This is a genomic window from Burkholderia sp. AU45274, assembly GCF_030482505.1.
In the GTDB taxonomy this organism is placed as follows: domain Bacteria; phylum Pseudomonadota; class Gammaproteobacteria; order Burkholderiales; family Burkholderiaceae; genus Burkholderia.
Window position 1 is genome coordinate 657661 of sequence record NZ_JAUJQE010000001.1, and the last position, 25082, is coordinate 682742.

The following is a 25082-nucleotide window of genomic DNA, read 5'->3' on the forward strand; positions in this document are numbered from 1 at the left end:
CGGCTCCAGTGCTATGCCACTCGCAGCGTCGTGCCGCGCAGCGTGAGGCCGAGGCGCGACGCCACGCGTCGTGACGCGCGGTTGTCGCTGTCGGTGCTGTAGAACAGCGTGCGCGTTTGAAGCGACGGCAGCCGCGACCACGCCGCGGTCACCGCCGCCGCGAGCCCGCGCCCGCGAAATGCAGGGGCCGTCGCGAGACCGAGTTCGGCACCGGCTTCGGACAGCCGCGCGGCAAACGCGACCGACGCGACTTCTCCATCGACGACGGCCGCGCACCACGGCGCCCACAGATCGGCGGCGCTTCGAAATCCCATCGAGTACAGGCCTTCGGGCATCCCGTGCGTGGACAGCGCGTGCAGCAGATGCCGGCCCGCGTCGCTGTCGCCGTCGATCAGCGCGACGCGCGCGTCGGTGTCGAAACCGAGTGCGTGCGGCAGCGGGTAGACGAGGCCGATATTCCAGTGCGGAACAGGGGCGAGCAGCGCGAGATAGCGATCGAGGTGCGCGGGCTGCATGCGGTCCGCCAACGGCGGTTCGCTGCTGGCCAGGTGCGCGAGTTCGTCTGCAACAGCAGTGGGCACGTCGGCGCGTATGCCCGCCAGGTTGCCGTCGGCGCTTCGGCCGAGCCAGAAGCGCGGCCCGGGCGAGCAGTCGGGATCGTTCTCGCGTTCGATCCGGCGATCCGGATGCAGGCGGAACAGCGTGCGGTAGTCGGTATCCAGCCAGTCGTGTGCGTCAGGCATGTGTCGGGTAGTGGGCTCCGGTCGGGTGGTGCGTGCCGCGCGAGGAAGGCCAGGACGGCGCCGCGCGCCGGTTCATGCGGCACTGTGGGCCGATTGTAAGCCGTTCGGCGGTCGCGCGCCGATGCAACGTCGCGCCGCCCGCCTGGGCCGGGCGGGTGCGGCGTGACGGCTCGCCCGGCCGATGCCCGCCGATCCCGCAGGCGTTTCAGTTTCGAAACGTTCGCGCTGCTTGCCGGTGCGCGATGCGCGTCGATGGCCCCGTTTTGACCCGCGCGGCCTTGCGGCGTGAAGCATGGTGCGCTCCTTGCATATCTGTGCAGGCCGTGAGCGCGGTCGCGGACGCAGTCGGTCCGGCGATCGCTTCAGTGGGTCGGACGTATCGGAGACGGGGACAAGAGAATGAAAACAGACCGAATCGCAACGTGTCGTGTTGCAAACATGAATCGCCGACCTGCCGGACCATTCGCTTCGCCGTTTATCGAGGCGACGTGAGCGCGCGGCTTTCCGTTCCATCCGAGCAATCGGGTTTGTTCTGAACGACGACGTGCAGGCATGACGCACGAGGCCGACTGGTGCCAGTCGGCCGTCGGGGATGAACCGTGAATGCCTGCGGATGGCCCGGCCCGGATCCCGGATCGTCAATCTGCCGCGCGCAACGCAAGTCGTCGTGCGGCGTAGGCGTGTGCGTGCCGTGCATTGCGGCGGCGCGACGGGGCCGAACCGGAACGCACCGGAAAGCCAGCAGCGCATCGATGCATTCGGCATCGCGGAACACATGGAGTCCAGGGGAAGCGTTCACCCGCCGCAGCAGGGCGGACGCCGCGAAATTGTGCTGTCAGTTGATCCACTACCCCGATGGATCAATTGTTGAAGCGCCCATCGCCGAGTGGCGGATGGGCGTCTTTTTTTGTGCGCCGATGTGCGACGCGGGCCATCGGCCCGATCGCGCGGCGTTCTGTATCATGTGCTGGCGTGTCTGGCCGCCCGTGCGGGCGCACGGCTTGCCGACCCGCCCGATCACGCGTTGCCAACATGAACGACACAGCTCAGAACGATCCCTCAACCGCCGACGTCGATCCGGCCGCACTCGATGCGCTGCACACGTTCGTCGAGCGTCATCCGCGCCTGCTGGTGCTGACCGGCGCGGGCATCAGCACCGATTCCGGCATTCCCGGCTATCGCGACCGCAACGGCCAATGGATGCGCTCGCCGCCGATCCAGCTCCACGAATTCCTCGGCTCCGATGCCGCGCGGCGGCGCTATTGGGCGCGCAGCATGATCGGCTGGCCCGTCGTCGGCCGCGCGCGGCCGAACGGGTCGCACGTGGCACTGGCGCGGCTCGGCAGCGCGGGACGGATCGAGCGTCTTGTCACGCAGAACGTCGACGGCCTGCACCAGCGCGCGGGCAGCGGCGACGTGATTGAACTGCATGGCGGAATCGACGGCGTCACGTGCCTCGGCTGCGGCGCGCATCATGCGCGCGCGACGATCCAGGTCATGCTCGAGGCCGACAATCCCGAACTGCTGGGCGCGCAGGCCGAGCCGGCCGCGGATGGCGACGCGCACCTCGAATGGGCCGCGCTCGACACGTTCCGCATTCCGGCGTGCCCCGCGTGCGGCGGGCTGCTGAAGCCGGCGGTCGTGTTCTTCGGCGAAAACGTGCCGCGCGAGCGCGTGGCGCTCGCGTCGCAGGCGCTCGAGGCGGCCGATGCGCTGCTGGTCGTCGGCTCGTCGCTGATGGTGTATTCCGGCTACCGCTTTTGCGTGTGGGCGCAGGCACAGAACAAGCCGGTCGCCGCGCTCAATCTCGGCCACACGCGCGCCGATCCGATGCTGACGCTGAAGGTCGAGGCGCGCTGCGCACCCGCGCTCGACGCGCTGACTGCGCGGCTGGGCCTCGCGAACCACGCACGGGAGCACGCATCGTGACCGATCCGACCGCTTCGCCCGATCCGTCCGCGCGGCTGTCGGCGCCGGCGGCCGAACGCAATCGCGGGCCGATCCTCGACGTCTTGCGCCGCGTGCTGCCGGTGAGCGGCCGCGTGCTCGAAATCGCGAGCGGCACGGGGCAGCACGCGGTCCACTTCGCGCAGGCGCTGCCGGCCCTGCACTGGCAGCCGAGCGATCCCGATGCGCAGGCGCGGCGCTCGATCGCCGCGTGGGTTGCCCATGCCGGCCTCGCCAACGTTGCCGGGCCGCTCGCGTTCGACGTGCGCGACGCGTCGTGGCCGGTCGACACGCTCGATGCCATCGTCTGCATCAACATGATTCACATCTCGCCGTGGGCCTGCACCGACGCGCTGTTCGCGGGTGCGTCGCGCCTGCTGCGGCCGGGCGGCGTGCTGTTCCTGTACGGGCCGTATCGCCGCGAGGGCCGGCATACGGCGCCGTCGAACGAAGCGTTCGACCTGCAACTGCGCGGCCGCGACCCGTCGTGGGGCGTGCGCGATCTCGAGACCGTCGTCGCGCTCGGCCTCGATCGCGGGCTCGACTGCATCGAGGTGGTCGAGATGCCGGCGAACAACCTGAGCGTCGTGTTCCGGCGGCTGCCGTACACGGAGCAATGACAGGCAAGCGCGCATCGCCGCCGGGTTTCCACTATCCTTTCGCCTGTGCGCGCGACCCGGCTCGGGTCGCGCCCCGTTTTTTCCGGAGAATTGACTAATGGGCAAACAAGCAATCGGTGTGATCGGGCTCGCGGTGATGGGCCGCAATCTCGCACTCAATATCGAGAGCCGCGGTTACGCGGTGTCGGTGTACAACCGCAGCCGCGAGAAAACCGACGAACTGATCGCCGAATTCCCCGGCCGCAATCTGGTGCCGACCTATACGCTCGAGGAGTTCGTCGCGTCGCTCGAAACGCCGCGCCGGATCCTGATGATGGTGAAGGCCGGCGAAGCGACCGATGCGACGATCGCGTCGCTCAAGCCGCTGCTCGAGAAGGGCGACGTGCTGATCGACGGCGGCAATACGCACTTCACCGACACGATCCGCCGCAACCAGGAGCTCGCGCAATCGGGCCTGCACTTCATCGGCACGGGCGTGTCGGGGGGCGAAGAGGGCGCGCTGCGCGGCCCGTCGATCATGCCCGGCGGCCAGCGTGATGCATACGACCTCGTCGAGCCGATCCTCAAGCAGATCGCCGCCAAGGCGCCGTCGGACGGCGAGCCGTGCGTCGCGTACATGGGCCCGGACGGTGCGGGCCATTACGTGAAGATGGTCCACAACGGCATCGAATACGGCGACATGCAGCTGATCGCCGAAAGCTATGCGGTGCTGAAGGACGTCGCGGGCCTGACCAACGACGAACTCGGCGCGGTGTACACCGAGTGGAACCAGGGCGAGCTCGACAGCTACCTGATGGAGATCACGTCGAAGATCTTCGGCAAGAAGGACGAGGAAACCGGCAAGCACCTGGTCGACGTGATCCTCGATCGCGCCGCGCAGAAGGGCACCGGCAAGTGGACGAGCCAGAATGCGCTGGATCTCGGCGTGCCGCTGCCGCTGATCACCGAATCGGTGTTCGCGCGCGTGCTGTCGTCGCTGAAGACCGAGCGCGTTGCGGCCAGCAAGGTCCTGTCGGGCCCGGACGCCGCGCCGTTCGAAGGCGATCGCGCCGCGTTCGTCGAAGCGGTGCGCCGCGCGCTGTACCTGAGCAAGGTGATCTCGTACGCGCAGGGCTTCGCGCAACTGCGCACGGCGTCGGAAGAGTACGGCTGGAACCTCGATCTCGGGACGATCGCGAAGATCTTCCGTGCAGGCTGCATCATCCGCGCGCGCTTCCTGCAGAAGATCACGGACGCGTACGCGAAGGATTCCGCGCTCGCGAACCTGCTGCTCGATCCGTACTTCAAGGACATCGCCGCGAATTACCAGGCATCGCTGCGCGACGTCGTGGTCGCCGCGGTGAAGGCCGGCGTGCCGGTACCGGCGTTCGCGTCGGCGGTCGCGTATTTCGACAGCTACCGCTCCGAGCGGCTGCCGGCGAACCTCGTGCAGGCGCAGCGAGATTTCTTCGGCGCGCACACGTTCGAGCGTACCGACAAGCCGGGCAGCTTCCACGCGAACTGGTCGTAACCGGCTGGCGAGGGCGGCATTGTTGCGAAAATCTATTCTATCGATAGGGTTTTTCGATACCGGATGCCGGGATTGTTGGTTCCTGGGAAATAGTGTTTTCGTCGTTTCATGGTTTTCCCTAGGTGTTGCCGGGACTAAACTCTGTTCCATCGCTGCAGACATGGTGTGTGCGGCGGAGCAAAAAAATCCCGGAGGTAATCATGAAATCGCTGATCGCAACGTTCGCCGCAGCTGCCGTCCTCGCCGTTCCCGCCGTCTCGTTCGCCCAACAGAACGCGCCCGTCACCCGTGCACAAGTGAAGGCCGACCTGGTCGCCGTGCAACAGGCCGGCTACAAGCTGGGCAGCGACCGTACGAACTACCCGGAAGGCATCCAGGCTGCTGAAGCCCGTCTGAACCCGCAACAGAACGTCGCCGCTGCCGACACGACCGGCTACGGCGCGCAACCGGCTGCCGCGCAGGAATCCGGCGCGCCGGCCAAGGCCAAGACCGGCTGGCAAGTCAAGCGTATCGCTGACGACGCCCCGATCTACAAGGGTCGTTAATGGTGCGGCCGCCTCGGCGGCCTGATCCGACCCTGGAAGCACAAACAGCCCGTCGTTCCGTCATGCGGAACGGCGGGCTGTTTTCATTGGCGGCGCGCCTATCGCGCCAGCCGCTAGTTCAGTTCAGTGCAGCGCGTGCCGGCGGTGCCCGATATCCCGGACCAGCGCTTCGGCCGGTTCCAGCACCTGCAGCCACGTTTCGTCGTAGCCGCTCAACGTGTCGAGCGCATCGCGCAGTCGCTCGATCGCGAGGACCGGCAGCTCGACGCTGTGGCGCGGGGCGCCGGTCATATGCGCGACGCTCGCCAGCTGGACGAGCGCATCGGCCGCCTCGGCGACGTCGGTCGCGAACAGCAGGTGCCGGTTGAGCAATTCGACCAGGCCGCTGGAACCGGAGAAGTCGTCGGCGTTGAGCTGCACGGAAAGAAACGTCGCGTTGTTCATTGTCATGCTCCTCGTTGTCGTTGGATCGCGCAGTGCATCACCGAGTATAGGTGGCGAACGACGGGGAGAATGTGACGGGATCGAGACTGCCCGCAAGGGCGGCGCGGCGAGCGGAAGCGCCGCTAAAGCCCGCCCGACGGCCCGCGCGGCGCGGCTTGCAGGCCACCGGCACGCCGGTGCGACGCCGCAAGATTGTTGCCGGATCAGGCACCTGACGCGGCCTTGACCGCCACAAATGGTATCTTTGCCGGTCGGGACGACGCGAAAAAGGGGCCGGTGAGCCCATTCGCACCCACGTCCCGCTGTGGAAACTGACGGCCGCGAGCGCGGTCGGATACTGGTTGATCCGGCCGTTCGGCCGGACATCGTGCGTCGCGCGCCGGGGGGCGGTAGGCGGCGCAACGACGCAAATCCGGGAGGACCCTTGAGAGAAACTATTCCCATCCACGATGCGCTGACGCGCTGGCTGCCGCAGGCGGCGCTCGTTGCCGCAGCCATCGCGCTGACGGGCTGCACGATGACGCCGTGGACCGACAGCTGGCAGCCGGCGCGCCAGCCGGCACCCACGTCGGCCGCGACGCCGGGCGTGATCGCCGGCTATTACCGCGTGAATCCGGGCGATACGCTCGCGGGCGTCGCGAACGCCTATGGGCAGCGCGTCCAGGACGTGGCCAGCTGGAACCACATGGCGCCGACCGATGCCGTGTATCCCGGCCAGGTGCTGCGCGTCGCGCCGCCGCCTGCCGCGACGTCGCTCGGGCAGCCGCCCGCGGCGGCCGCGCAGCCGGGCTCGCTCGCCTGGCCGGCCACCGGTGTCGTGGCGACGCCGTTCTCGGCCGGCAAGACGCGCGGCCTCGTGATCGCTGCGTCCGGGCCCGACCATTCGGTGCGGGCCGCGGCGGCCGGGCGCGTGGTATACGCCGGATCCGGCGTCAAGGCCTACGGGCCGCTCGTGATCCTGAAGCATGAGAACGGGCTCATCACGGCCTACGGACACAACGGCAAGCTGCTCGTCAACGAAGGCGACGCGGTGCGCCAGGGCCAGCCGGTCGCCGAAATGGGCACCGACGCGAGCGGCCGTTCGACGTTCGAGTTCGAAGTCCGCCAGAACGGCAAGGTCGTCGACCCGATGAACTTCCTGCCGCGCAACGGCGGCTGATCGCCCGCTTCATCCCGTGTGCGCCGGGCGGCGCACACGCTCCCGCCTTCATCCTTTCCTGAGCGTCACCGCACCGGACGGTCTCGCGTGATTGCCGAGCCAGCGAATACCCATTGCGAGCGCCACCGCGCCCAGCGCGATCAGCGAACACTGGATCGCGACCGGCAGGTAGCCGTGCGGCCGCGGATCGACGAACGGGTAGGGGTACCAGTTCTCGAATGAGCCGCGCACGAGCGTATAGCTGAGATAGACGATCGGGAAGCCGAGCCACGCGAATGCGCTGCGCCGCGGGATCGGCAGGCGCGGCTCCACATACAGCCAGTCGCACAGCACGACGAGCGGCACGATCCGGTGCAGCACCCAGTTGTTGAACGCCGGCGTGACGTGGTGCAGCGCATCGAGCCGCGCGAGCAGGAGTTCGTAGACGATTGCGGTGATCAATACATACAGCACTGCGGCGCCGCGCATCGATTCGTAGCGGGCCGAGCTGGGGCGCGCGATGCGCCAGAGCCCGACGGCGAGCATCGCGGCCGCGTAGAGGCTGCTCAGTTGCGTGAAGTAGCTGAGATAGTTGCCGAGATGAAAGCCCGGCAGGTGCCAGTAGTCGGCGACGCTGTGCAGCGTGGTGGATACCGCGAGCAACGCGGCGGTCAGCCGATAGGCCGCAACGAAGAACGCCTTGCTCATGATGCCCGCGCGCCGTCGCACCAAAGCTTCATCGTGCCACAGCCGTCCGGGCGCGCGATGCGGACTTTCCATATGGTGCGCTGCGCGGCGTGCGTGGACGATTCGTCGGATATTTGCGCGCGTCGTGCAAAACCGGTTGCCCGTGCGGCTACAATCGGGGCAGTTTTGCCGGGCGCCGGCCGGTGGCTGCATGCGCCCATCCCCGCATACAACACGAGACGAAGCATGAGAAACATCCTCGCGAAACAGACGCGCTACAGCTCGCCCGCGATCTTCTTCCACTGGGCCGTCTTCCTGCTGGTGGCGCTGGCCTACCTGGCCATCGAGATCCGCGGACCGAAAGGCAGCGACAGCCGGGTGTTCTGGATGAACGTGCATCTCACCGCGGGCACGCTCGTGCTCGTGCTGTCGGTGCTGCGCGTGCTGTGGCGAGCCGTCAGCCGGGTGCCGCAGGCCATTCCGCAAGCGGCGCTGCTGCGCTGGCTGTCGAAGCTCGCGCATGTCGCGCTCTACGTGTTCATCATCGCGCAGCCGCTGCTCGGCATCATGATGATCAACCTGGGCGGCAAGCCGGTGTCGCTCGACTGGCTCGGCATCTCGTTCACGCTGTTCGGCCCCGACAAGGCGCTGCGGCCGACGATCAAGGAAGCGCACGAGCTGATCGGCAACGCGTTCTACTTCGTGATCGGCCTGCACGCGCTGGCCGCGCTTTATCATCATTTCATCCGGCGCGACGACGTGCTGCGGCGCATGGCGCCCTGAACGCCACGTTCCGCAAGCATGCAGCAGGCGGGGGCGCTTGGTTGTGTTGACAACCATGTGCCCCCGGTTCGTTTACCGCCATCCGCGCTGGCCATCGCGTTGAACATTCTGTAACATCTCGGCTGTTTTTACATTCCGCTTACTCGTTGCCGAGCATGCTGCACCGACATCGTCACCTGACCGCCTGGCTTGGCGTGCTCGCGATCTGGTTCGCGATCGCGGCGCCGCTGGTGTCGCAGTGGCGCGTCGCGCAGGCGGCCACGCCCGACGCAATCGTCTGCAGTACGGAGCATGGCGCGCACCCATCGCCCGATGCCGACCGCATGCACGATCATGCGCTGCATCTCGATGCGTGCGGCTATTGCGGTTTCTTCGCGCACAGCCCCGCGATCGGCGCGCCAGCCGCCGCGGCTCTCGCTTCCGTTCCCGTCGTTTCCGTTTCCGCCGTCGCGTCGCCTGCCGTCGCGGCGCGCGCCGACCGCTATCCGCGCGCGTACCCGCGCGCCCCGCCCGAGCGCGCCTGACGCGCTGTTTCCGTTCCATTCATCGCCGATATCCGTGCGGCCCGTCGAGGCCGCGTGGAGGGCGTCACTCGGGCTTTCGATCATGACCATTTTCCAGTTGCGTGCGCCGCGGGCGTCACGCAATGCCGGTGCGCGGCGCATGCCGCGCGTGCTGAAACTCACCGTTCCCGCGCTCGCCGTCGGCGCATTGGCCGCGAGCGCCGCGGCCGCCGAACCGGCGCGCGCATCCGGCACGCCGACCGGCGATACGGCCGCGCCGCTGCCGGCCATTGAAGTCGTTGCATCGCCGCTGTCGACGCCGCTCGTCGTCGTCACCAATCCGAAGACCCCGCGCCAGCCGCTGCCCGCCAGCGACGGCGCGGATTACCTGAAAACGATCCCCGGTTTCACGTCGATCCGCAGCGGCGGCACCAACGGCGACCTCGTGCTGCGCGGGATGTTCGGCTCGCGGCTGAACATCCTGGCGAACGGGATGTCGACGCTCGGCGCATGTCCGGGCCGGATGGACGCGCCGACGTCGTATATCGCGCCGGAAAGCTATGACAAGGTCACCGTCGTGAAGGGGCCGCAGACCGTGCTGTACGGCCCCGGCGCATCGGCCGGCACCGTGATGTTCGAGCGCGTGACGCCGCGCTTCGACAAGCCCGGCATGCGCTTCGACGGCAGCCTGGTCGGCGGGTCGTTCGGCCGCAACGACCAGAACATCGACGTGACGGCCGGCACGCCGGACGTCTATGGCCGCGTGACCGCGAACCACGCGCATTCGCAGGACTACGAGGACGGTAACGGCAACACCGTGCCGTCGCAGTGGGACAAGTGGAACGCCGATGCGGCGCTCGGCTGGACGCCGGACGACCATACACGCGTCGAGCTGACCGCCGGCACCGGCGACGGCTATGCGCGCTACGCGGGGCGCGGGATGGACGGCGCGCATTTCCGCCGCGAGACGTTCGGCCTGTCGTTCGACAAGCAGCATCTCGGCGACGTGCTCGACCGGATCGAAGCGCGCGTGTACTACAACGAAGCCGATCACGTGATGGACAACTATTCGTTGCGGCAACCGGACCCGACCAGCAGCATGCCGATGCGGATGGCGTCGGAAGTGCGGCGGCGCACGTTCGGTGCGCGCGCGGCCGCGACGTTCCGTCTTGCCGACGACTTCAAGCTCGTGACGGGCGTCGATGCACAATCGAACCGGCTCGACTCGCGCTCGGCGATGGGGCGGCAGAACTACGGCGACAAGCCGTGGGATGCGCAGGCGACGATGTGGAACGCAGGCTTGTTCGGCGAGCTGACGTGGTATGCGAGCGACGTGTCGCGCGTGATCGGCGGCGCGCGCGTCGACTATGCGAGCGCACGCGACAAGCGCGCGACGACGAGCGGCATGATGAAGCGCATGCCGAACCCGACCTTCGACGACGATCGCACGCGCGTGCTGCCGAGCGGTTTCGTCCGCTATGAGCGCGATCTCGCGTCGCTGCCCGTCACGTGGTACGCGGGCGTCGGCCATACGGAGCGCTATCCCGACTACTGGGAGCTGTTTTCCGCGAAGCGCGGGCCGGCCGGTTCGATCAACGCATTCTCGGCGGTGCAGCCGGAGAAGACCACGCAGCTCGACATCGGCGCGCAATACAAGAGCGACCGGCTCGATGCGTGGGTGTCGGCGTATGCGGGTTATGTTCAGGACTTCATCCTGTTCAACTACGCAGCCGGCATGATGGGCCCGACCACGCAGGCAACCAATGTCAACGCGCAGATCATGGGTGGCGAAGCGGGCGTGTCGTGGAAACCGGTTTCGCCGCTGCGCGTCGAGACGTCGCTCGCGTATGCGTGGGGGCGCAACGTCGCAACCGGCGATCCGTTGCCGCAGATGCCGCCGCTCGAGGCGCGCATCGGGCTCGAATACACGCGGGGTGCGTGGTCGGCAGGGGGGCTGTGGCGCATCGTTGCGCCGCAACATCGCTATGCCCTGAACGAGGGCAACGTGGTCGGCAAGGACTTCGGCCCGAGCGCCGGATTCGGTGTGCTCTCGCTGCATACGCAATACAACGTCAGCAAGACCGTGCAGATCTCGGTCGGCGTCGACAACGTACTGAACAAGGCCTACACCGAGCACCTGAACCTCGCCGGCAACGCGGGCTTCGGCTATCCGGCGAACTCGCCGGTGATGGAGCCGGGCCGGACCGCGTGGGTGCGCGTGAGTGCGAAGCTGTAACGCATCGCGCGTGTGCGTTGCAGCATGCGCACGCATGAACGCGGCCCCGCCCGAACGGGCGGGGCGCGTCAACCGATTAGAGAACCGTGTCTAGTCAGGGCGCAAACGTTCGCGACTCGTGATTCACTCCCGCATTCGACGCACACGGTGGTCGCGATGTTGGCGACGCATAGTGCGTGTCGATCCGGCTTCATTCGCACCGGCAGCACAATAATCAGGAGAACATGCATGGCCAATACGATGCGTTCCAGGGTGGTGGCAGGGGCAGTGGCATGCGCGATGAGCATCGCGCCGTTCGCGGGGACGACTGCGGCAATGACGCTCGCGACGACGCACGCGGCGATGGCGGCGACCGCGCCCGCCGATAGCTACGCGGCGACGCGTTATCCGATCATCCTCGTGCATGGGTTGACCGGTACCGACAAGTACGCCGGCGTGCTCGATTATTGGTACGGCATCCAGGCAGACCTGCAGCAGAACGGTGCGACCGTCTACGTCGCGAACCTGTCGGGTTTCCAGAGCGATGACGGCCCGAACGGGCGCGGCGAACAGTTGCTCGCTTACGTGAAGACGGTGCTCGCGGCGACGGGCGCGACCAAGGTCAATCTCGTCGGCCACAGCCAGGGCGGCCTCTCGTCGCGCTATGTCGCGGCCGTCGCGCCCGATCTCGTCGCGTCGGTGACGACGATCGGCACGCCGCATCGCGGCTCCGAGTTCGCCGACTTCGTGCAGAACGTGCTTGCATACGATCCGACCGGACTTTCGTCATCGGTGATCGCCGCGTTCGTCAATGTGTTCGGCATCCTGACGAGCAGCACCCACAACACGAACCAGGACGCGCTCGCCGCACTGCAGACGCTGACGACCGCACGCGCTGCCACGTACAACCAGAACTACCCGAGTGCGGGCCTGGGTGCGCCGGGCAGTTGCCAGACCGGTGCGCCGACCGAAACCGTCGGCGGCAACACGCACCTGCTGTACTCGTGGGCCGGCACGGCGATCCAGCCGACGCTCTCCGTGTTGGGTGTCACGGGCGCCACGGACACGAGCACCCTTCCGGTCGTCGATCCGGCGAACGCACTCGATCTGTCGACGCTCGCGCTGCTCGGCACGGGCACGGTGATGATCAACCGCGGCTCCGGGCAGAACGACGGGGTCGTGTCGAAGTGCAGTGCGCTGTACGGCAAGGTGCTGAGCACGAGCTACAAGTGGAACCATCTCGACGAGATCAACCAGCTGCTCGGCGTGCGCGGCGCGTATGCGGAAGATCCGGTCGCGGTGATCCGCACGCATGCGAACCGTCTGAAGCTGGCGGGCGTGTAATCGATGACGGCACGTGAAGGACGCGCGCCGCTGGCGCGGCGCGCCGTGGTCTACGGTGTCGTGGGGCTGGCGGCGATTGCCGGTGTGGCGATGTGGAGCGGCGCGGGCTGGCATCGAGGGACTGGCGCCGGCGGCGAGTCGCCGGATGCGGGGGCGGCGGTGGGTAGCGTGGCAGCTTCGCCGCCGCAGGCCGCCGTGCCGGCAAGCGCGGGCCTGCCGCCGTCGCTCGCCGGCTCCAGCGCGCCCCGGTTGCCGCTCGATGCCGGCGGCCATCTCGCGAAGTCGCGTGCAGTGCGCGATTTCTTCGACTATTGCCTGACCGCGCAGAGCGACCTGAGTGCGACCGCGCTCGATGCGTTCGTCGTGCGGGAGATTGCCGCGCAACTCGACGGCACCGTGGCGCAGGCCGAGGCGCTCGACGTATGGCACCGCTATCGCGCGTATCTCGACGCACTCGCGAAGCTGCGCGATGCCGGCGCGGTCGACAAGTCCGACCTCGGCGCGCTGCAGCTCGCGCTCGACCAGCGTGCATCGATTGCATATCGCACGCTCGGTGACTGGAGCCAGCCGTTTTTCGGTGCGGAGCAGTGGCGGCAGCGCTACGACCTCGCGCGGCTGAAGATCACGCAGGATCGGACGCTGACGGATGCGCAGAAGGCCGAACGACTCGCTACGCTCGAACAGCAGATGCCGGCCGACGAGCGCGCCGCGCAGCAGCGCATCGATAAGCAGCGCGCCGCGATCGACCAGATCGCGCAATTGCAGAAGAGCGGGGCGACGCCCGATGCGATGCGCGCGCAACTGACGCAGACGCTCGGCGCCGAAGCCGCCGCGCGCGTCGCGCAGCTGCAGCAGGACGACGCATCGTGGCAAAGCCGCTATACGGACTATGCGGCGCAGCGTGCGCAGATCGAGTCGGCGGGCCTGTCGCCGCAGGATCGCGACGCGCAGATCGCCGCGCTGCGGCAGCGCGTGTTCACGAAGCCCGGCGAAGCCGTGCGCGCGGCATCGCTCGATCGCGGGGCGGGCGGCGCGCGGTAAGGTGAGAAGCGCGGGCGGCGCGGCGCATGAGCGCCGCTATGCCGCGCGCGTGAGGTCCCGCGGCAGGTGTCGCTCGATGGTATTCGCGAGCGTGTCGAACGCGGGGCCGATGCCTTCGTGCGGGACGCACGCATAGCCGAGCAGCAGGCCGCGCCGCGCGGTGTCGTGGCTGCTGTAGTAGCTGGTGAGCGGGCGCACGATCACGCCCGCATCGAACGCGCTCTGCGTGACCGCGCGATCGTCGCAGGCGTCGGGCAGGCCGAGCACGAGATGCAGGCCTGCCTCGTCGCCCATCACGGGCAGCGCGTCGCCGAAGCGCGCGCGGATCGCGTCGATCATCAGTTGCCGGCGCTCGCCGTACAGCGTGCGCATTCGTCTGACGTGCGAAGTCAGGTGGCCGTCCATGATGAATTCGGCGAGCACGGCCTGCTGCATCAGCTGGCCCTCGCGGTACAGCTCCGACAGCCCGGTGCGGAACGTGTCGACCAGATGCTCGGGCACGACCATGTAGCCCATCCGCAGCCCCGGGAACAGCATCTTGCCGAGGCTGCCGACGTAGATCACGCGGCCGCCGTCGTCGAGCCCCTGCAGCGATGCGAGCGGGCGGCTGCCGTAGCGGAACTCGCTGTCGTAGTCGTCCTCGATGATCCAGCAGCGGTGCTGGCGCGCGTATTCGAGCAGCATCCGGCGTCGCGCGAGGCTCATCACCATCCCGAGTGGGTACTGATGCGACGGCGTGACGAGCACGAGCCGCGGCGGATGCTGCATGTCGCTGGCACGCGGGTCGAGCCCTTCCTGGTCGACCGGCACCGGCGTCAGCGTGAGGCCGGCCGCCTGCAATACGCTGCGCACGCCCCAGTAGCACGGCTCCTCGACCCATGCGCGATCGCCGATGTCGGACAGCAGCCGCACCGCGAGATCGATCGACTGGTGGATGCCTGTCGTGATGATCACCTGGTCCGGCGAGCATTTGACCGAGCGCGCGACGCGCAGGTAATCGGCGAGCGCCCGCCGCAATGGCCGGTAGCCGCCGCCCGGCGCATAGGTCAGCAACTCGGGATTCGCCTCCTTCCACAGCCGCGCCTGCAGGCGGCTCCACGTCCGGCTCGGGAATTCCGACACGTCCGGCACGCCCGGCATGAACGCGCCCCACTGGCGCCGCGACACGCCCGCGTGCTCGATCAGTTGCCGGCCGCGCATCGACAGGCCGCCCTGCGCGTCCGGCAGCGGCGGTTCATCGGCGCTCGACGGGGGCGGTGCGGCGCCCGGCACGTGGATCGCGGCGGCGTCCGGCCGCGTGTCGGCCACATAGGTGCCGCTGCCGGTGGTCGTCAGCACGTAGCCTTCGGCCGTCAGCTGGTCGTACACGTGCAGCACGGTATTGCGCGCGATCGACAGGTCGGCCGCGAGCGTGCGCGAACTCGGCAGCTTCGTACCTGGCCCCAATTCCCCGGTCAGGATGGCCTGCTGCATCTGCTGCAGCAACTGCCGGTACATCGGCTCGGGCGAGCTGCGGTCGAGGCGGGCAGAGAGCCAGTCGGCGAGGATCACGGTATCCAAAGTGGTCCTACTAGTAATATTGAAATGGTTCCCTATTGTAGAACCGTGGGCGCCGTATAGTGGCTCGCATCTCAAAATCAATTGTCGCGAAGCAAGGGGACAGCCACGATGAAGTCCGATGATGTGATCGTCAGCTTTCGCGGCGTGCGGAAGACCTACGACGGCGAAACGCTGGTCGTCAAATCGCTCGACCTCGATATCCACCGCGGGGAATTCCTGACGCTGCTCGGGCCGTCGGGCTCGGGCAAGACCACCTGCCTGATGATGCTGGCCGGCTTCGAATTCCCGACCGGCGGCGAGATCCGCCTCGACGGCGAGCTGCTGAACAACGTGCCGCCGCACAAGCGCAACATCGGCATGGTGTTCCAGAACTACGCGCTGTTTCCGCACCTGACGGTCGAGCAGAACGTCGCGTATCCGCTGACCGTGCGCAAGCTGCCGGCGGCCGAGCGCGCGGAACGCGTCGCGCACGCGCTGAAGATGGTGCAGATGGAGCGCTTCGCGAAGCGCTACCCGGCGCAGTTGTCGGGCGGCCAGCAGCAGCGCATCGCGCTGGCGCGGGCGCTCGTGTTCGAGCCGAAGCTGGTGCTGATGGACGAGCCGCTCGGTGCGCTCGACAAGCAGCTGCGCGAACACATGCAGTACGAACTGAAGGCGCTGCACGAAAAACTCGGCGTGACCTTCGTGTACGTGACGCACGACCAGGGCGAGGCGCTGACGATGTCCGATCGCGTCGCCGTGTTCGACAAGGGCATCGTGCAGCAGCTCGACACCGTGGACCGCCTGTACGAATCGCCGTGCAACGAATTCGTCGCGAACTTCATCGGCGACAGCAACCGGCTGCGCGGCACCATCGCGCGCGTAGACGGCGAATTCTGCGAATTCCGGCTCGACGACGGCACGAAGCTCGTCGGCCGCCGCATCGGCGACGCGGCCGAGGGAGCGCCGGCCGTCGCGTGCATCCGCCCCGAACGCATGAGCCTCGCCGCGCACGGCGCGAACGGGCACGCGAACGGCGCGGCCGCCAACCAGTTGAGCGGCGAGGCGCGCAGCCTCATCTATTTCGGCGACCACGTGCGCATGCGCTGCGCGCTGCCCGGCCAGGACGAATGCTTCGTGAAGGTGCCGCTCGGCACCGGCGCGCTCGATGCGTTCTCGCCCGGCGCACCGGTCGCGCTCGCGTTCTCGCCCGAACACCTGCGCGTGTTCGCTTGAGCAGGGTTTCCCCCGATTTTCCGTAGCACGTCGTCAACAACAACTGCCCACTTCCACCACGAGAGGAGAGGAACCACCATGAACCGAGCACGCATTACCGCACGGCGCACCGCGCTGGCATTGGCGCTCGCCGTCGTCGGCGCATCGGCATCGGCTGCCGAACTCACGGTCGTCAACTTCGGCGGCGCGAACGGCGACGCACAGAAGGCCGCGTTCAACCAGCCGTTCGAGAAGGCGACCGGCAACAAGGTCACGGCCGTCGAATACAACGGCGAGCAGGCGAAAGTGAAGGCGATGGTCGAGGCGAAGCACGTCAACTGGGACGTGGTCGAAGTCGAATCGGGCGACCTGAACCGCGGCTGCGACGAAGGCCTGTACGAGAAGCTCGACTGGTCGAAGATCGCGAAGAAATCCGACCTGATTCCGGAAGCGCAGCAGGTGTGCGGCGTCGGCTTCTTCGTGTGGTCGACGGCGCTGTCGTACAACGCGGACAAGCTGAAATCGGCGCCGACCGGCTGGGCCGATTTCTGGAACGTGAAGAAATTCCCCGGCAAGCGCGGCATGCGCAAGGGCGCGCGCTACAACCTCGAATTCGCGCTGATGGCCGACGGCGTCGCGCCGAAGGACGTGTACAAGGTGCTCGGCACGAAGGCCGGCCAGGACCGCGCGTTCAAGAAGCTCGACGAGCTGAAGCCGAACATCCAGTGGTGGGAAGCGGGCGCGCAGCCGCCGCAGTTCCTCGTCGCCGGCGACGTCGTGATGTCGACCGCGTACAACGGCCGCATCGACGCCGCGCAGAAGGAAGGCAAGAACCTGAAGGTCGTGTGGAACGGCAGCATCTACGACCTCGACTACTGGGCGATTCCGAAGGGCTCGCCGAACAAGGCGCTGGCCGAGCAGTACATCGCGTACACGCTGACGCCGAAGCCGCAGCAGGCGTATGCACAGCACATCGCGTACGGCCCGGCGAACATCGCGGCGATCAAGTCGCTCGACGCGAAGACGCTCGCGAACCTGCCGAACTCGCCGGCCAACGGCAAGAACGCGGTGCTGGAAGACATCGGCTTCTGGACCGACCACAGCGACGAGCTCGAGCAGCGTTTCGCCGCGTGGGCGACGAAGTAACCGTCGTTCAGGCATCCTGATGCAACCGGCCGCGCGACGCGTCGATCGTGTCGCGCGGCCTTCCGCCGGATCGTGCCCGGCCGGAGAGAACCGTTGAATACGATGACGATCGCGCCTTCCTCGCCGTCGAACGCCGCGCTCAAGCGCGAGCTGAAGGCCGCCGAGGCCCGCAAGCGCACGATGGCACTGCTGCTGGTCGCGCCGCTCGCGATTTTTCTGCTGCTGATTTTCGTCGTGCCGATCGGCACGCTGCTCACGCGCGCGGTGCAGAACCCCGAGATCGCCGCAGCGCTGCCGAACACGGTCAGGGCGCTGTCGGGCTGGGACCGCAAGGCGCCGCCGGCCGACGCCGCGTATGTCGCGCTCGCGGCCGACATGACGAAGGTGGCCGACAGCGAGGCGATGGGTGCGCTCGCGCGGCGGCTGAACACCGAGATTCCGGGCTATCGCTCGCTCGTCGCGAAGACGGCGCGCGCGATGCCGCTGAAGGGCGACAACGACGCGGCACTGACACCCGCGCAGACGCGTGACAAGCTGGTCGAGCTCGATGCGCGCTGGGGCGATGCCGCCTACTGGCAGGCGATCGCGAAGAACGGCAGCGCGTATTCGCCGTTCTACCTGCTCGCCGCGCTCGACCACAAGCAGGACGGCTTCGGCCACATCGTGCCGGCCGACCCCGACCAGTCGATCTATCTCGCGATCTTCGGCCGCACGTTCGTGATCGGCGTCGCCGTCACGCTGTTCGCGCTGCTGCTCGGCTATCCGCTCGCGTACTGGATCTCGACGCTGTCGGAGCGGCGTGCCAACCTCGTGATGATCCTCGTGCTGATTCCGTTCTGGACGTCGGTGCTCGTGCGCGTCGCCGCATGGATCGTGCTGCTGCAGAGCGAAGGGCTCATCAATACGGCGCTGATCGGCAGCGGGCTGATCTCGCATCCGCTGACGCTGCTGTTCAACCGCATCGGCGTGTACATCTCGATGACGCACATCCTGCTGCCGTTCATGATCCTGCCGCTGTACAGCGTGATGAAGTCGATCCCGCCGACCTACCAGCGCGCGGCCGTGTCGCTCGGCAGCCATCCGTTCGCCGCGTTCTGGCGCGTGTACGTGCCGCAGACCTACCCGGGCGTCGGCGCGGGCGCCTTGCTCGTGTTCATCCTCGCGATCGGCTACTACATCACGCCCGCGCTGCTCGGCGGGCCGAACGACCAGATGGTCAGCTACTACGTCGCGTACTTCACGAACGTGACGATCAACTGGGGCATGGCGTGCGCGCTCGGCGGGCTGCTGCTCGCGGCGACGCTCGTGCTGTACGCGGTGTACGGGCGCTTCACGCGCACCAACGTGAGCCTCGGCTGAGCCTCGGCTGAGCGCCGCGTGCAACGAAACGGGAAGGGGAATCCGACCATGAAACTCGCCAGGCCGCTGTTCGCGCCGCACATGTCGTTCGTCGAGCGCGCGTGGTACGTCGCATTGCGCGTGCTCGTCGTGCTGACGCTGCTGTACCTGATCCTGCCGGTGCTCGCGATCGTGCCGCTGTCGTTTTCGTCGAGCACGTTCCTCGTCTATCCGATCCCGGGCTTCTCGATGCGCTGGTACGAGAACCTGATCGCATCGGACGAGTGGCGGATGGCCGCGAAGAACAGCTTCATCGTCGCACCGTCGGCAACCGTCGTCGCGACCGTGCTCGGCACGCTTGCCGCGATCGGTCTCACGAAGGCCGACTTCCGCGGCAAGGGGCTGCTGATGGCCGTGCTGCTGTCGCCGATGATCGTGCCGGTCGTCGTGGTCGGTGTCGGCATGTACCTGTTCTTCGCGCCGCTCGGGCTCGCGAACACCTACACGGGGCTGATCGCTGCCCACGCGGCGCTCGGCGTGCCGTTTGTCGTGACGACGGTGGCGGCAACCCTGCAGGGCTTCAACCAGAACCTCGTGCGCGCGAGCCTGTCGCTCGGCGCGAATCCGGTGTCGACGTTCTTCCGCGTGACGCTGCCGGTGATCGCACCGGGTGTGATGTCCGGCGCGCTGTTCGCGTTCGCGACGTCGTTCGACGAAGTTGTCGTCACGCTGTTCCTCGCGGGCGCGGACCAGACGACGCTGCCGCGCCAGATGTTCACCGGTATCCGCGAGAACATCAGCCCGACGATCGCTGCGCTCGCAACGATCCTGATCATCTTCTCGACGAGCCTGCTGCTGGCGCTCGAATGGCTGCGCGGTCGCAATGCGCGGCGCGCGGTGACCTGACGCGGCGCGCCTGCGTTGCCGTGCATCCTGCGCGGCCACGCATTTGCTTTCATTTCGCTGACTGACGAGGCGGCCGCCTGCACGTTCGATACGGCTCTGCAACAATACGGGGCGCGGCGGCGCGCGTTCCGTGCGGTGCGACTGGAACGCCGCCGCGAGTCCAATCCGCGACGCGGCGCAACGCGTCGCTCGTCAGCCGAGCCTCATCTTGTCCGAATTCGCTTCCCCCGCCGGCGCGCATGAGCCGGCCGTCAACTGGCGTGCGATGTCCGCCGTGCTGCTGGCCGTCGCGCTCGCGACGCTCGACACCGCGATCGCGAACACCGCGCTGCCCGCGATCGCCGCCGACCTGCATGCATCGCCGGCCGCGTCCGTCTGGATCATCAACGCGTACCAGCTCGCGATGGTCGCGACGCTGCTGCCGTTCGCGTCGCTCGGCGACATCGTCGGCCACAAGCGCGTGTATGTCGCCGGGCTCGCGGTGTTCACGGTTGCGTCGCTCGGCTGCTCGCTCGCGTCGACGCTGCCGATGCTGACGGCCGCGCGGATCGTGCAGGGCTTCGGCGCGAGCGCGATCATGAGCGTCAACGTCGCGCTGATCCGCGGCCTGTTTCCCGCGCACCGGCTCGGGCGCGGCGTCGGCTTCAACGCGCTCGTGGTCGGCGTGTCGTTCGCGGTGGGGCCGACCATCGCGTCGTTGATCCTGTCGGTCGCCGCATGGCCGTGGCTGTTCGCGGTGAACGTGCCGCTCGGCGTGTTCGCGCTTGCCGTGGCGATTCCGTCGCTGCCGCAGACGGCACGCGGCAAGCATGCGTTCGATCCGGTCGCGGCGTTGTTCAACGTGATCACGTTCGCGTCGCTGATCTTCGCGCTCGGCGAATTCGCGCAGCGCGGGCCGCTTTCCATCGTGTTCGCGGCGGCGGCGGTCGCGCTCACCTTCGGCTGGCTGCTGATCCGCCGTCAGGCGGGGCACCCGGCGCCGATGCTGCCGGTCGACCTGTTTCGCCGGCCGGTGTTCACGCTGTCCGCGCTGACCGCGGTGTGCGCGTTTGCCGCGCAGGGGCTCGCGTTCGTGTCGCTGCCGTTCTATTTCGAAACCGTCCTGCATCGCAATGCGGTCGAGACGGGCTTCCTGATGACGCCGTGGTCGGTCATCGTCGCGCTCGCCGCGCCCATCGCGGGGCGCTTGTCGGATCGCTATCCGCCCGGCCTGCTCGGCGCGATCGGTCTGGCGTTGCTGAGCGCGGGCATGGTGTCGCTCGCCGCGTTGCCGGCGGCGCCCGGCGTCATCGACATCGGCTGGCGGATGATGCTGTGCGGCGCCGGCTTCGGTTTCTTTCAGTCGCCGAACCTGAAGGCGCTGATGTCGAGCGCACCGCCCGAGCGCAGCGGCGGCGCGAGCGGGATCATCGCGACCGCGCGGCTGATCGGGCAGGCGACGGGCGCGGCGCTCGTCGCGCTGTCGTTCGGGATCGCGGGACGCCACGGGCCGACGCTTGCGTTGATGCTCGGCTCGGGCTTCGCCGGGGCCGCGAGCGTCGCGAGCGGATTGCGGCTCTTTGCGCCGTCGCATCGGGCCGGTGTGCCGGCGGCCTCGGAGCGCGTGGGCGAGCAGGCGACGGAGTAGGGTGGCGCGCGGTTGCGGCGCAAGCCGATGGCCGAACGACCATCGCGGGAAATTTTCGAGCCGGCGCGCAACGAACCACCGCCACGCGCCGGCCTTCACGCTTCGCTTAGAACCCGCCCGACTTGATCAGCTGGTTGAGGTTCGCGATGTTCAGGCTGCCGAAGCCGGTCGTGTAATCCCAGCCGGTGCCTGCGTTGTAGCCATACCCCTGATAGCCGTTGTTCCCCGACACCACGTCGTAGCGCACGAGCGACGGGTTCGACGGAATGTCGACGTAGAACTTGCCGGCCGGGAAGCCGAGGCCCGTGCCGTTCGCTGCGAGCAGGCGCGCCCAGAGGCCGGTGAAGATCGGCGCGGCGAGGCTCGTGCCGCCGATCTGCTGCAACTGGCCGTAGTTGTAGATGTACGCACCCGTGCTTTGCGCGGCGTCGAACGAGACGTCCGGCAACTGGCGGTTGCTGCCCGATTGCCACGACGGCGCGGGCAGGATCGTGCTGACGCCGCCACCCGTCGCCCACAGCTTGCCGTTGCCGTCGAGCCCTTCGTTCCACACCGTCTCGCTCGAGAACGCCCCCGACGACGTCGTGTAGAGCGTCGTGCCGCCGATCGCGAGCACGTGCGGCGACGATGCCGGCCACGATACCGTGTAGTTCGAGCCGTCCGGATAGCCGCGGTTGTTGCACTCGTACACACCTTCGTCGCCCGACGAAACGGAGAACGTCTGGCCTTGCGCCGCGGCGGTCGTGAAGATCTGTTCCTCGGCGTCGAGCGTGCCGTCCGCGTTCGCGTCGGTCTCGCACCAGCCGAGCGATACGTTGATCACCTTCGCGGTGTTGTCCGACACGGCGCGGTTGAACGCCTGCGTGAGGCCCGTGTTGCCGCTCGCATTGAGGTCGGCCATGTAGAACACGAGCTTGCCGACCTGGCCGCCGGCCGAGCCGACGATCGACTGGCTGTCGAGATCCCACTCGCCCTGGCCGTCCTGGTCGTCGGTGTAGCTGCCGCCCGAGCCGTTGGTCTTGATGGTCTGCGTCGACACCGTGCCGTAACCGTTGCTCGACGTGAACTGCTTCAGGTCCTGCAGCGTCTGCGACACGCCGCCGATCGTGATGATGCCGACGGTGACGCCGGCTGCGGTCGGCACGCCGGTTGCGTTGTAGAGGCCCGGGAATTCCTTCGGATAGTGGCCGGTCGCCGTGCCGGCTGCAAGCGCCAGCGGCTTCGACACGTTGCCGATGCGCAGCAGCGGCCGCGCATGTGCGACGCTCTGCAGCCCGAGCACCGAGCCGACGACGTCGCCGAGCGCGCGCGGCACCTGCGCAGTCGACGTGTTCGCGAAGCCCGAGTGACCCGCGTAGTCGAAGTGCACGAGCGACGTGTTGAATGCGGTCTTCACGGTGGCGGCCGTGCCGCTGGCGGAGACCAGCAGGCGGTTCGGCGCAACCTCGACGTTCACGAAGCCGCTCTTGTGCAGATAGTCGACGACCGACTTGACCTGCGCATCGGTCGGCGCGTAGTTGGCGAGGAACTGCTCGTGCGTGAGGTACTGGCGGTAATGCGCGCTGCCGGGCCGGTTCACGTCGCGCGCCAGTTGCTTGAGCTGCGCGGCGTTACGCAGTTTCAGGCTGACGACGACGTTGGTCGTTTCACCGCCTGCCAGTTCGAGCGACGGCGCCGCGCTGCGCGCCATCAACTGCGGGCCGGTCAGAAAGGCCTTCGTATGCGTATCGACCCAATCCGTCGTCGCATGCGCCGCGGCGGCGGCGAACACGAACGGTGCCACGCACGCGAGGCGGCGGGGCGACGGAAGGGGAAGGGCAAACCAGGTGTTCCTTTTCATCGGGAGTCCTTTTTTAGGAGAGGCGACGTTACTGGAACCCCCGGCCCTTGTGGGGCCGCGAGCGGTGACGAGCGTAGGGCGTCGCTGTCGTTCGGGTAGCTGCCATTTTCCATAGCTGTCAGTTCTGACATCGGCGCGGGTGCACGCATGTGCTGCGTCATGCGCGTAAGCGAATTGCGGCAGCGGCGAGCGGAACCGGTTCGCGATACGGCCGCGCAGCAAGGCGCGACGCTCGCACGCACGAGTCGCTCGTCGCGACGCCGGAACGTGCGCGATCGCGGAGCGGATCGCCGCGTGAACGCATCGCGCGCGACCAGTCGGTGTCGCGTGCCGCGTCGCACTATGTGGTCAAACGCAGCGACACGGCAGGAACGGATTCGCGCGTGCACAAAAATGGGGTCGCTCGACCGCAAACGTTTCCCGAACTGTGGAACGGTGCTTCCGGCAGTCTTGCGGGTGTCTTTCGGATCGCATGCGGCAATTGCGGATTAGAGGAAAGGCTCGAATTCGGGGCGTGGACACCCCGGCGCGGCGGACAGCCGGCCCGCGCAAGATCGCGCGGGCGTCGTTCGCGAAATTCCGCCTTGACGTGCGTCGATCAGCGGATATGCTTCAATTCATAACCATCGGGTTATGGATTTGGACATGCAGAACGCACACGACATGCTTTTCAGGACACTTGCCGATCCCACGCGCCGCGCGCTCTTCGAGCGGCTGTGCGCGGACGGCGAGCTGACGGTTGCCGCGCTGACGGCCCATGCGGGCGTCTCGCAGCCGGCCGTCTCGAAGCATCTGGGCGTCCTGAAGCTGGCCGGGCTCGTGAGCGACCGCCACGAAGGCCGGCAGACGCACTACAGCGCGCAGCCTCAAGCGCTGGCCCCGTTGATCGACTGGACGAGCCAGATGGCCGGCTTCTGGCAGACCCGGTTCGATGCCCTCGAAGATCTTCTGAAAAGGATGGATCAGTAATGAACCAGGCCACCACCGAAACGCGCTCGGTCGTCGTCGACCGGGAACTGCCTCATCCGCCGGAGAAGATCTGGCGCGCCCTCACGCAACCGCACCTGATCGAGGCGTGGCTGATGAAGAGCGACTTCGAGCCCGTCGCGGGCCGTGCCTTCAGCTTCCGTGCGGACTGGGGCTCGGTCGACTGCACGGTCCTGACGATCGAGCCGCCGCATGCGTTGTCCTATACGTGGGCGGCATACGGCCTCGAAAGCGTCGTCACGTGGACGCTCACGCCGACGCCGCGCGGCACGCACCTGCGGATGGAGCAGGTCGGCTTCCGTCCCGACCAGGAGCAGGCGTACCGCGGCGCGCAGCACGGCTGGGTCCGCTTCTTCGACTCGCTCGAACAGGTGCTGGCACGCCCCGACGAAGGCACGGAGGCCCGCGCATGAGCCCAACCGACCTCACGCCGTCGGAGCGTATCGACGCGCTGATCGCCGGCATCGCCGACTGGCGCGGCAAGACCTTCGCCGACCTGCGCCAGACGATCCTCGACGCTCAAGCGGGCATCGTCGAGGAATGGAAATGGATGGGCAGCCCCGTATGGTCGTGCGACGGGATGATTGCGGTGGCGAACGCGCACAAGGGTAAGGTGAAGCTGACCTTCATGCACGGCGCGCAGTTGCCCGATCCCGACAAGCTGTTCAACGATGGCCTCGACGGCAATGCGCGGCGCGCGATCGATTTCTTCGAAGGCGACAAGCTCGACAAGCGGGCGCTGAAGAACCTGGTGCGAGCGGCGATCGACTACAACCGCACGCATCTGAAGAAGAACACCCGGCGAGTGGGCCCAGGCACGAAGGCGCGGGCCGCCAAGGCGGCATGACGCGCCGCACGACCGGTCACGCAGCGTAGCGCAGGCAAAAAAAAGCCCGACACGAGGTCGGGCATCCGAATCGGCCGCAACCGCCCGCGAGGCGGCTGCGGCACCTGCAAGGTGCAG

General features: G+C 67.7%; 23 protein-coding genes. 18 read left to right on the forward strand and 5 right to left on the reverse strand.

The window, feature by feature from the left end; translation table 11 throughout:
* Nucleotides 1–11: 11 nt before the first annotated feature.
* Nucleotides 12–743, reverse strand: a complete 732-nt coding sequence (locus QZM35_RS03030) for a GNAT family N-acetyltransferase (protein ID WP_089427982.1) — start codon at nucleotides 741–743, stop codon at nucleotides 12–14.
* 1032 nt (nucleotides 744–1775) lie between these two features.
* Between QZM35_RS03030 and QZM35_RS03035 the strand changes: the two genes are divergently transcribed.
* The 4 genes from QZM35_RS03035 to QZM35_RS03050 all read left to right on the forward strand — a co-directional run bounded on the left by QZM35_RS03035 (nucleotide 1776) and on the right by QZM35_RS03050 (nucleotide 5365).
* On the forward strand, nucleotides 1776–2672 hold the full coding sequence (locus QZM35_RS03035; protein WP_089432380.1) for an NAD-dependent protein deacetylase: 897 nt from the start codon (nucleotides 1776–1778) through the stop codon (nucleotides 2670–2672).
* Nucleotides 2669–3310 carry a DUF938 domain-containing protein gene (locus QZM35_RS03040; protein ID WP_301775368.1) on the forward strand — a complete coding sequence of 214 codons (642 nt, stop codon included), beginning with the start codon at nucleotides 2669–2671 and terminating at the stop codon, nucleotides 3308–3310. Before QZM35_RS03035 ends, QZM35_RS03040 begins: the two co-directional genes overlap by 4 nt.
* Nucleotides 3311–3407: 97 nt before the next feature.
* Nucleotides 3408–4820, forward strand: coding sequence for an NADP-dependent phosphogluconate dehydrogenase (gene gndA, locus QZM35_RS03045; RefSeq protein ID WP_301775369.1), 1413 nt, complete (start codon nucleotides 3408–3410; stop codon nucleotides 4818–4820).
* 200 nt (nucleotides 4821–5020) lie between these two features.
* Entirely contained in the window at nucleotides 5021–5365 is a 345-nt protein-coding gene (locus QZM35_RS03050; protein ID WP_043177725.1) for a DUF4148 domain-containing protein, read from the forward strand.
* A gap of 123 nt (nucleotides 5366–5488) precedes the next feature.
* Here QZM35_RS03050 and QZM35_RS03055 read toward each other — a convergent pair whose 3' ends face one another.
* A complete protein-coding gene (locus QZM35_RS03055; protein WP_175237045.1) occupies nucleotides 5489–5809 on the reverse strand; it encodes a hypothetical protein in 321 nt (106 codons plus the stop codon).
* Between the two features lie 424 nt (nucleotides 5810–6233).
* On the opposite strand from QZM35_RS03055, the gene QZM35_RS03060 reads away from it, so the two are divergent.
* A complete protein-coding gene (locus QZM35_RS03060; protein ID WP_089427977.1) occupies nucleotides 6234–6968 on the forward strand; it encodes a peptidoglycan DD-metalloendopeptidase family protein in 735 nt (244 codons plus the stop codon).
* A gap of 48 nt (nucleotides 6969–7016) precedes the next feature.
* Here the strand turns inward: QZM35_RS03060 and QZM35_RS03065 are convergent, their stop codons facing one another.
* A complete protein-coding gene (locus QZM35_RS03065) occupies nucleotides 7017–7655 on the reverse strand; it encodes a Pr6Pr family membrane protein (RefSeq protein WP_301775370.1) in 639 nt (212 codons plus the stop codon).
* 225 nt (nucleotides 7656–7880) lie between these two features.
* Here QZM35_RS03065 and QZM35_RS03070 point away from each other — a divergent pair, with 225 nt between their 5' ends.
* The 5 genes from QZM35_RS03070 to QZM35_RS03090 all read left to right on the forward strand — a co-directional run bounded on the left by QZM35_RS03070 (nucleotide 7881) and on the right by QZM35_RS03090 (nucleotide 13520).
* On the forward strand, nucleotides 7881–8417 hold the full coding sequence (locus tag QZM35_RS03070) for a cytochrome b (protein ID WP_046549930.1): 537 nt from the start codon (nucleotides 7881–7883) through the stop codon (nucleotides 8415–8417).
* Nucleotides 8418–8572: 155 nt separating this feature from the next.
* Complete coding sequence (locus QZM35_RS03075) at nucleotides 8573–8941, forward strand: DUF2946 domain-containing protein (protein ID WP_089427976.1); 369 nt, start codon at nucleotides 8573–8575, stop codon at nucleotides 8939–8941.
* Nucleotides 8942–9023: 82 nt separating this feature from the next.
* Nucleotides 9024–11156, forward strand: coding sequence for a TonB-dependent copper receptor (locus tag QZM35_RS03080; protein WP_301775371.1), 2133 nt, complete (start codon nucleotides 9024–9026; stop codon nucleotides 11154–11156).
* 228 nt (nucleotides 11157–11384) lie between these two features.
* Nucleotides 11385–12479 carry a triacylglycerol lipase gene (locus QZM35_RS03085; protein ID WP_089432385.1) on the forward strand — a complete coding sequence of 365 codons (1095 nt, stop codon included), beginning with the start codon at nucleotides 11385–11387 and terminating at the stop codon, nucleotides 12477–12479.
* 3 nt (nucleotides 12480–12482) lie between these two features.
* Nucleotides 12483–13520 carry a lipase secretion chaperone gene (locus tag QZM35_RS03090; RefSeq protein WP_301775372.1) on the forward strand — a complete coding sequence of 346 codons (1038 nt, stop codon included), beginning with the start codon at nucleotides 12483–12485 and terminating at the stop codon, nucleotides 13518–13520.
* A 36-nt stretch (nucleotides 13521–13556) separates the two neighbouring features.
* On the opposite strand, the gene QZM35_RS03095 is transcribed toward QZM35_RS03090, so the two are convergent.
* Nucleotides 13557–15080, reverse strand: coding sequence for a PLP-dependent aminotransferase family protein (locus tag QZM35_RS03095; protein WP_174971972.1), 1524 nt, complete (start codon nucleotides 15078–15080; stop codon nucleotides 13557–13559).
* A 108-nt stretch (nucleotides 15081–15188) separates the two neighbouring features.
* On the opposite strand from QZM35_RS03095, the gene QZM35_RS03100 reads away from it, so the two are divergent.
* From QZM35_RS03100 to QZM35_RS03120, 5 genes are all read left to right on the forward strand, one after another.
* On the forward strand, nucleotides 15189–16295 hold the full coding sequence (locus QZM35_RS03100) for an ABC transporter ATP-binding protein (RefSeq protein WP_089427971.1): 1107 nt from the start codon (nucleotides 15189–15191) through the stop codon (nucleotides 16293–16295).
* A gap of 78 nt (nucleotides 16296–16373) precedes the next feature.
* Entirely contained in the window at nucleotides 16374–17420 is a 1047-nt protein-coding gene (locus QZM35_RS03105; protein ID WP_301775373.1) for an ABC transporter substrate-binding protein, read from the forward strand.
* A gap of 102 nt (nucleotides 17421–17522) precedes the next feature.
* On the forward strand, nucleotides 17523–18779 hold the full coding sequence (locus QZM35_RS03110) for an ABC transporter permease (RefSeq protein ID WP_179255124.1): 1257 nt from the start codon (nucleotides 17523–17525) through the stop codon (nucleotides 18777–18779).
* Nucleotides 18780–18827: 48 nt separating this feature from the next.
* Nucleotides 18828–19664 carry an ABC transporter permease gene (locus QZM35_RS03115; protein ID WP_047901362.1) on the forward strand — a complete coding sequence of 279 codons (837 nt, stop codon included), beginning with the start codon at nucleotides 18828–18830 and terminating at the stop codon, nucleotides 19662–19664.
* Nucleotides 19665–19872: 208 nt separating this feature from the next.
* On the forward strand, nucleotides 19873–21291 hold the full coding sequence (locus tag QZM35_RS03120) for an MFS transporter (protein WP_301775374.1): 1419 nt from the start codon (nucleotides 19873–19875) through the stop codon (nucleotides 21289–21291).
* A 106-nt stretch (nucleotides 21292–21397) separates the two neighbouring features.
* Here QZM35_RS03120 and QZM35_RS03125 read toward each other — a convergent pair whose 3' ends face one another.
* Nucleotides 21398–23131 carry a protease pro-enzyme activation domain-containing protein gene (locus tag QZM35_RS03125; protein ID WP_301775375.1) on the reverse strand — a complete coding sequence of 578 codons (1734 nt, stop codon included), beginning with the start codon at nucleotides 23129–23131 and terminating at the stop codon, nucleotides 21398–21400.
* A gap of 645 nt (nucleotides 23132–23776) precedes the next feature.
* On the opposite strand from QZM35_RS03125, the gene QZM35_RS03130 reads away from it, so the two are divergent.
* From QZM35_RS03130 to QZM35_RS03140, 3 genes are read left to right on the forward strand one after another with little or no spacing between them, the layout of a single operon-like run.
* Nucleotides 23777–24100 carry a helix-turn-helix transcriptional regulator gene (locus QZM35_RS03130; protein ID WP_089429146.1) on the forward strand — a complete coding sequence of 108 codons (324 nt, stop codon included), beginning with the start codon at nucleotides 23777–23779 and terminating at the stop codon, nucleotides 24098–24100.
* The gene (locus QZM35_RS03135) at nucleotides 24100–24531 is read left to right on the forward strand and encodes an SRPBCC domain-containing protein (RefSeq protein ID WP_089427966.1); all 432 of its coding nucleotides are present in this window, start codon (nucleotides 24100–24102) and stop codon (nucleotides 24529–24531) included. Before QZM35_RS03130 ends, QZM35_RS03135 begins: the two co-directional genes overlap by 1 nt.
* Complete coding sequence (locus tag QZM35_RS03140; RefSeq protein WP_301775376.1) at nucleotides 24528–24965, forward strand: DUF1801 domain-containing protein; 438 nt, start codon at nucleotides 24528–24530, stop codon at nucleotides 24963–24965. The genes QZM35_RS03135 and QZM35_RS03140 overlap by 4 nt, the downstream gene beginning before the upstream one ends.
* Nucleotides 24966–25082 lie beyond the last annotated feature (117 nt).

Coding starts and splice junctions, on each gene's coding strand:
- QZM35_RS03110 (WP_179255124.1), top strand. CDS start 17,523: ATGACGATCGCGCCTTCCTCGCCGTCGAACGCCGCGCTCAAGCGCGAG.
- QZM35_RS03035 (WP_089432380.1), top strand. CDS start 1,776: ATGAACGACACAGCTCAGAACGATCCCTCAACCGCCGACGTCGATCCG.
- QZM35_RS03080 (WP_301775371.1), top strand. CDS start 9,024: ATGACCATTTTCCAGTTGCGTGCGCCGCGGGCGTCACGCAATGCCGGT.
- gndA (WP_301775369.1), top strand. CDS start 3,408: ATGGGCAAACAAGCAATCGGTGTGATCGGGCTCGCGGTGATGGGCCGC.
- QZM35_RS03115 (WP_047901362.1), top strand. CDS start 18,828: ATGAAACTCGCCAGGCCGCTGTTCGCGCCGCACATGTCGTTCGTCGAG.
- QZM35_RS03140 (WP_301775376.1), top strand. CDS start 24,528: ATGAGCCCAACCGACCTCACGCCGTCGGAGCGTATCGACGCGCTGATC.
- QZM35_RS03075 (WP_089427976.1), top strand. CDS start 8,573: ATGCTGCACCGACATCGTCACCTGACCGCCTGGCTTGGCGTGCTCGCG.
- QZM35_RS03050 (WP_043177725.1), top strand. CDS start 5,021: ATGAAATCGCTGATCGCAACGTTCGCCGCAGCTGCCGTCCTCGCCGTT.
- QZM35_RS03090 (WP_301775372.1), top strand. CDS start 12,483: ATGACGGCACGTGAAGGACGCGCGCCGCTGGCGCGGCGCGCCGTGGTC.
- QZM35_RS03135 (WP_089427966.1), top strand. CDS start 24,100: ATGAACCAGGCCACCACCGAAACGCGCTCGGTCGTCGTCGACCGGGAA.
- QZM35_RS03030 (WP_089427982.1), bottom strand. CDS start 743: ATGCCTGACGCACACGACTGGCTGGATACCGACTACCGCACGCTGTTC.
- QZM35_RS03130 (WP_089429146.1), top strand. CDS start 23,777: ATGCAGAACGCACACGACATGCTTTTCAGGACACTTGCCGATCCCACG.
- QZM35_RS03065 (WP_301775370.1), bottom strand. CDS start 7,655: ATGAGCAAGGCGTTCTTCGTTGCGGCCTATCGGCTGACCGCCGCGTTG.
- QZM35_RS03100 (WP_089427971.1), top strand. CDS start 15,189: ATGAAGTCCGATGATGTGATCGTCAGCTTTCGCGGCGTGCGGAAGACC.
- QZM35_RS03105 (WP_301775373.1), top strand. CDS start 16,374: ATGAACCGAGCACGCATTACCGCACGGCGCACCGCGCTGGCATTGGCG.
- QZM35_RS03125 (WP_301775375.1), bottom strand. CDS start 23,131: ATGAAAAGGAACACCTGGTTTGCCCTTCCCCTTCCGTCGCCCCGCCGC.
- QZM35_RS03070 (WP_046549930.1), top strand. CDS start 7,881: ATGAGAAACATCCTCGCGAAACAGACGCGCTACAGCTCGCCCGCGATC.
- QZM35_RS03085 (WP_089432385.1), top strand. CDS start 11,385: ATGGCCAATACGATGCGTTCCAGGGTGGTGGCAGGGGCAGTGGCATGC.
- QZM35_RS03055 (WP_175237045.1), bottom strand. CDS start 5,809: ATGAACAACGCGACGTTTCTTTCCGTGCAGCTCAACGCCGACGACTTC.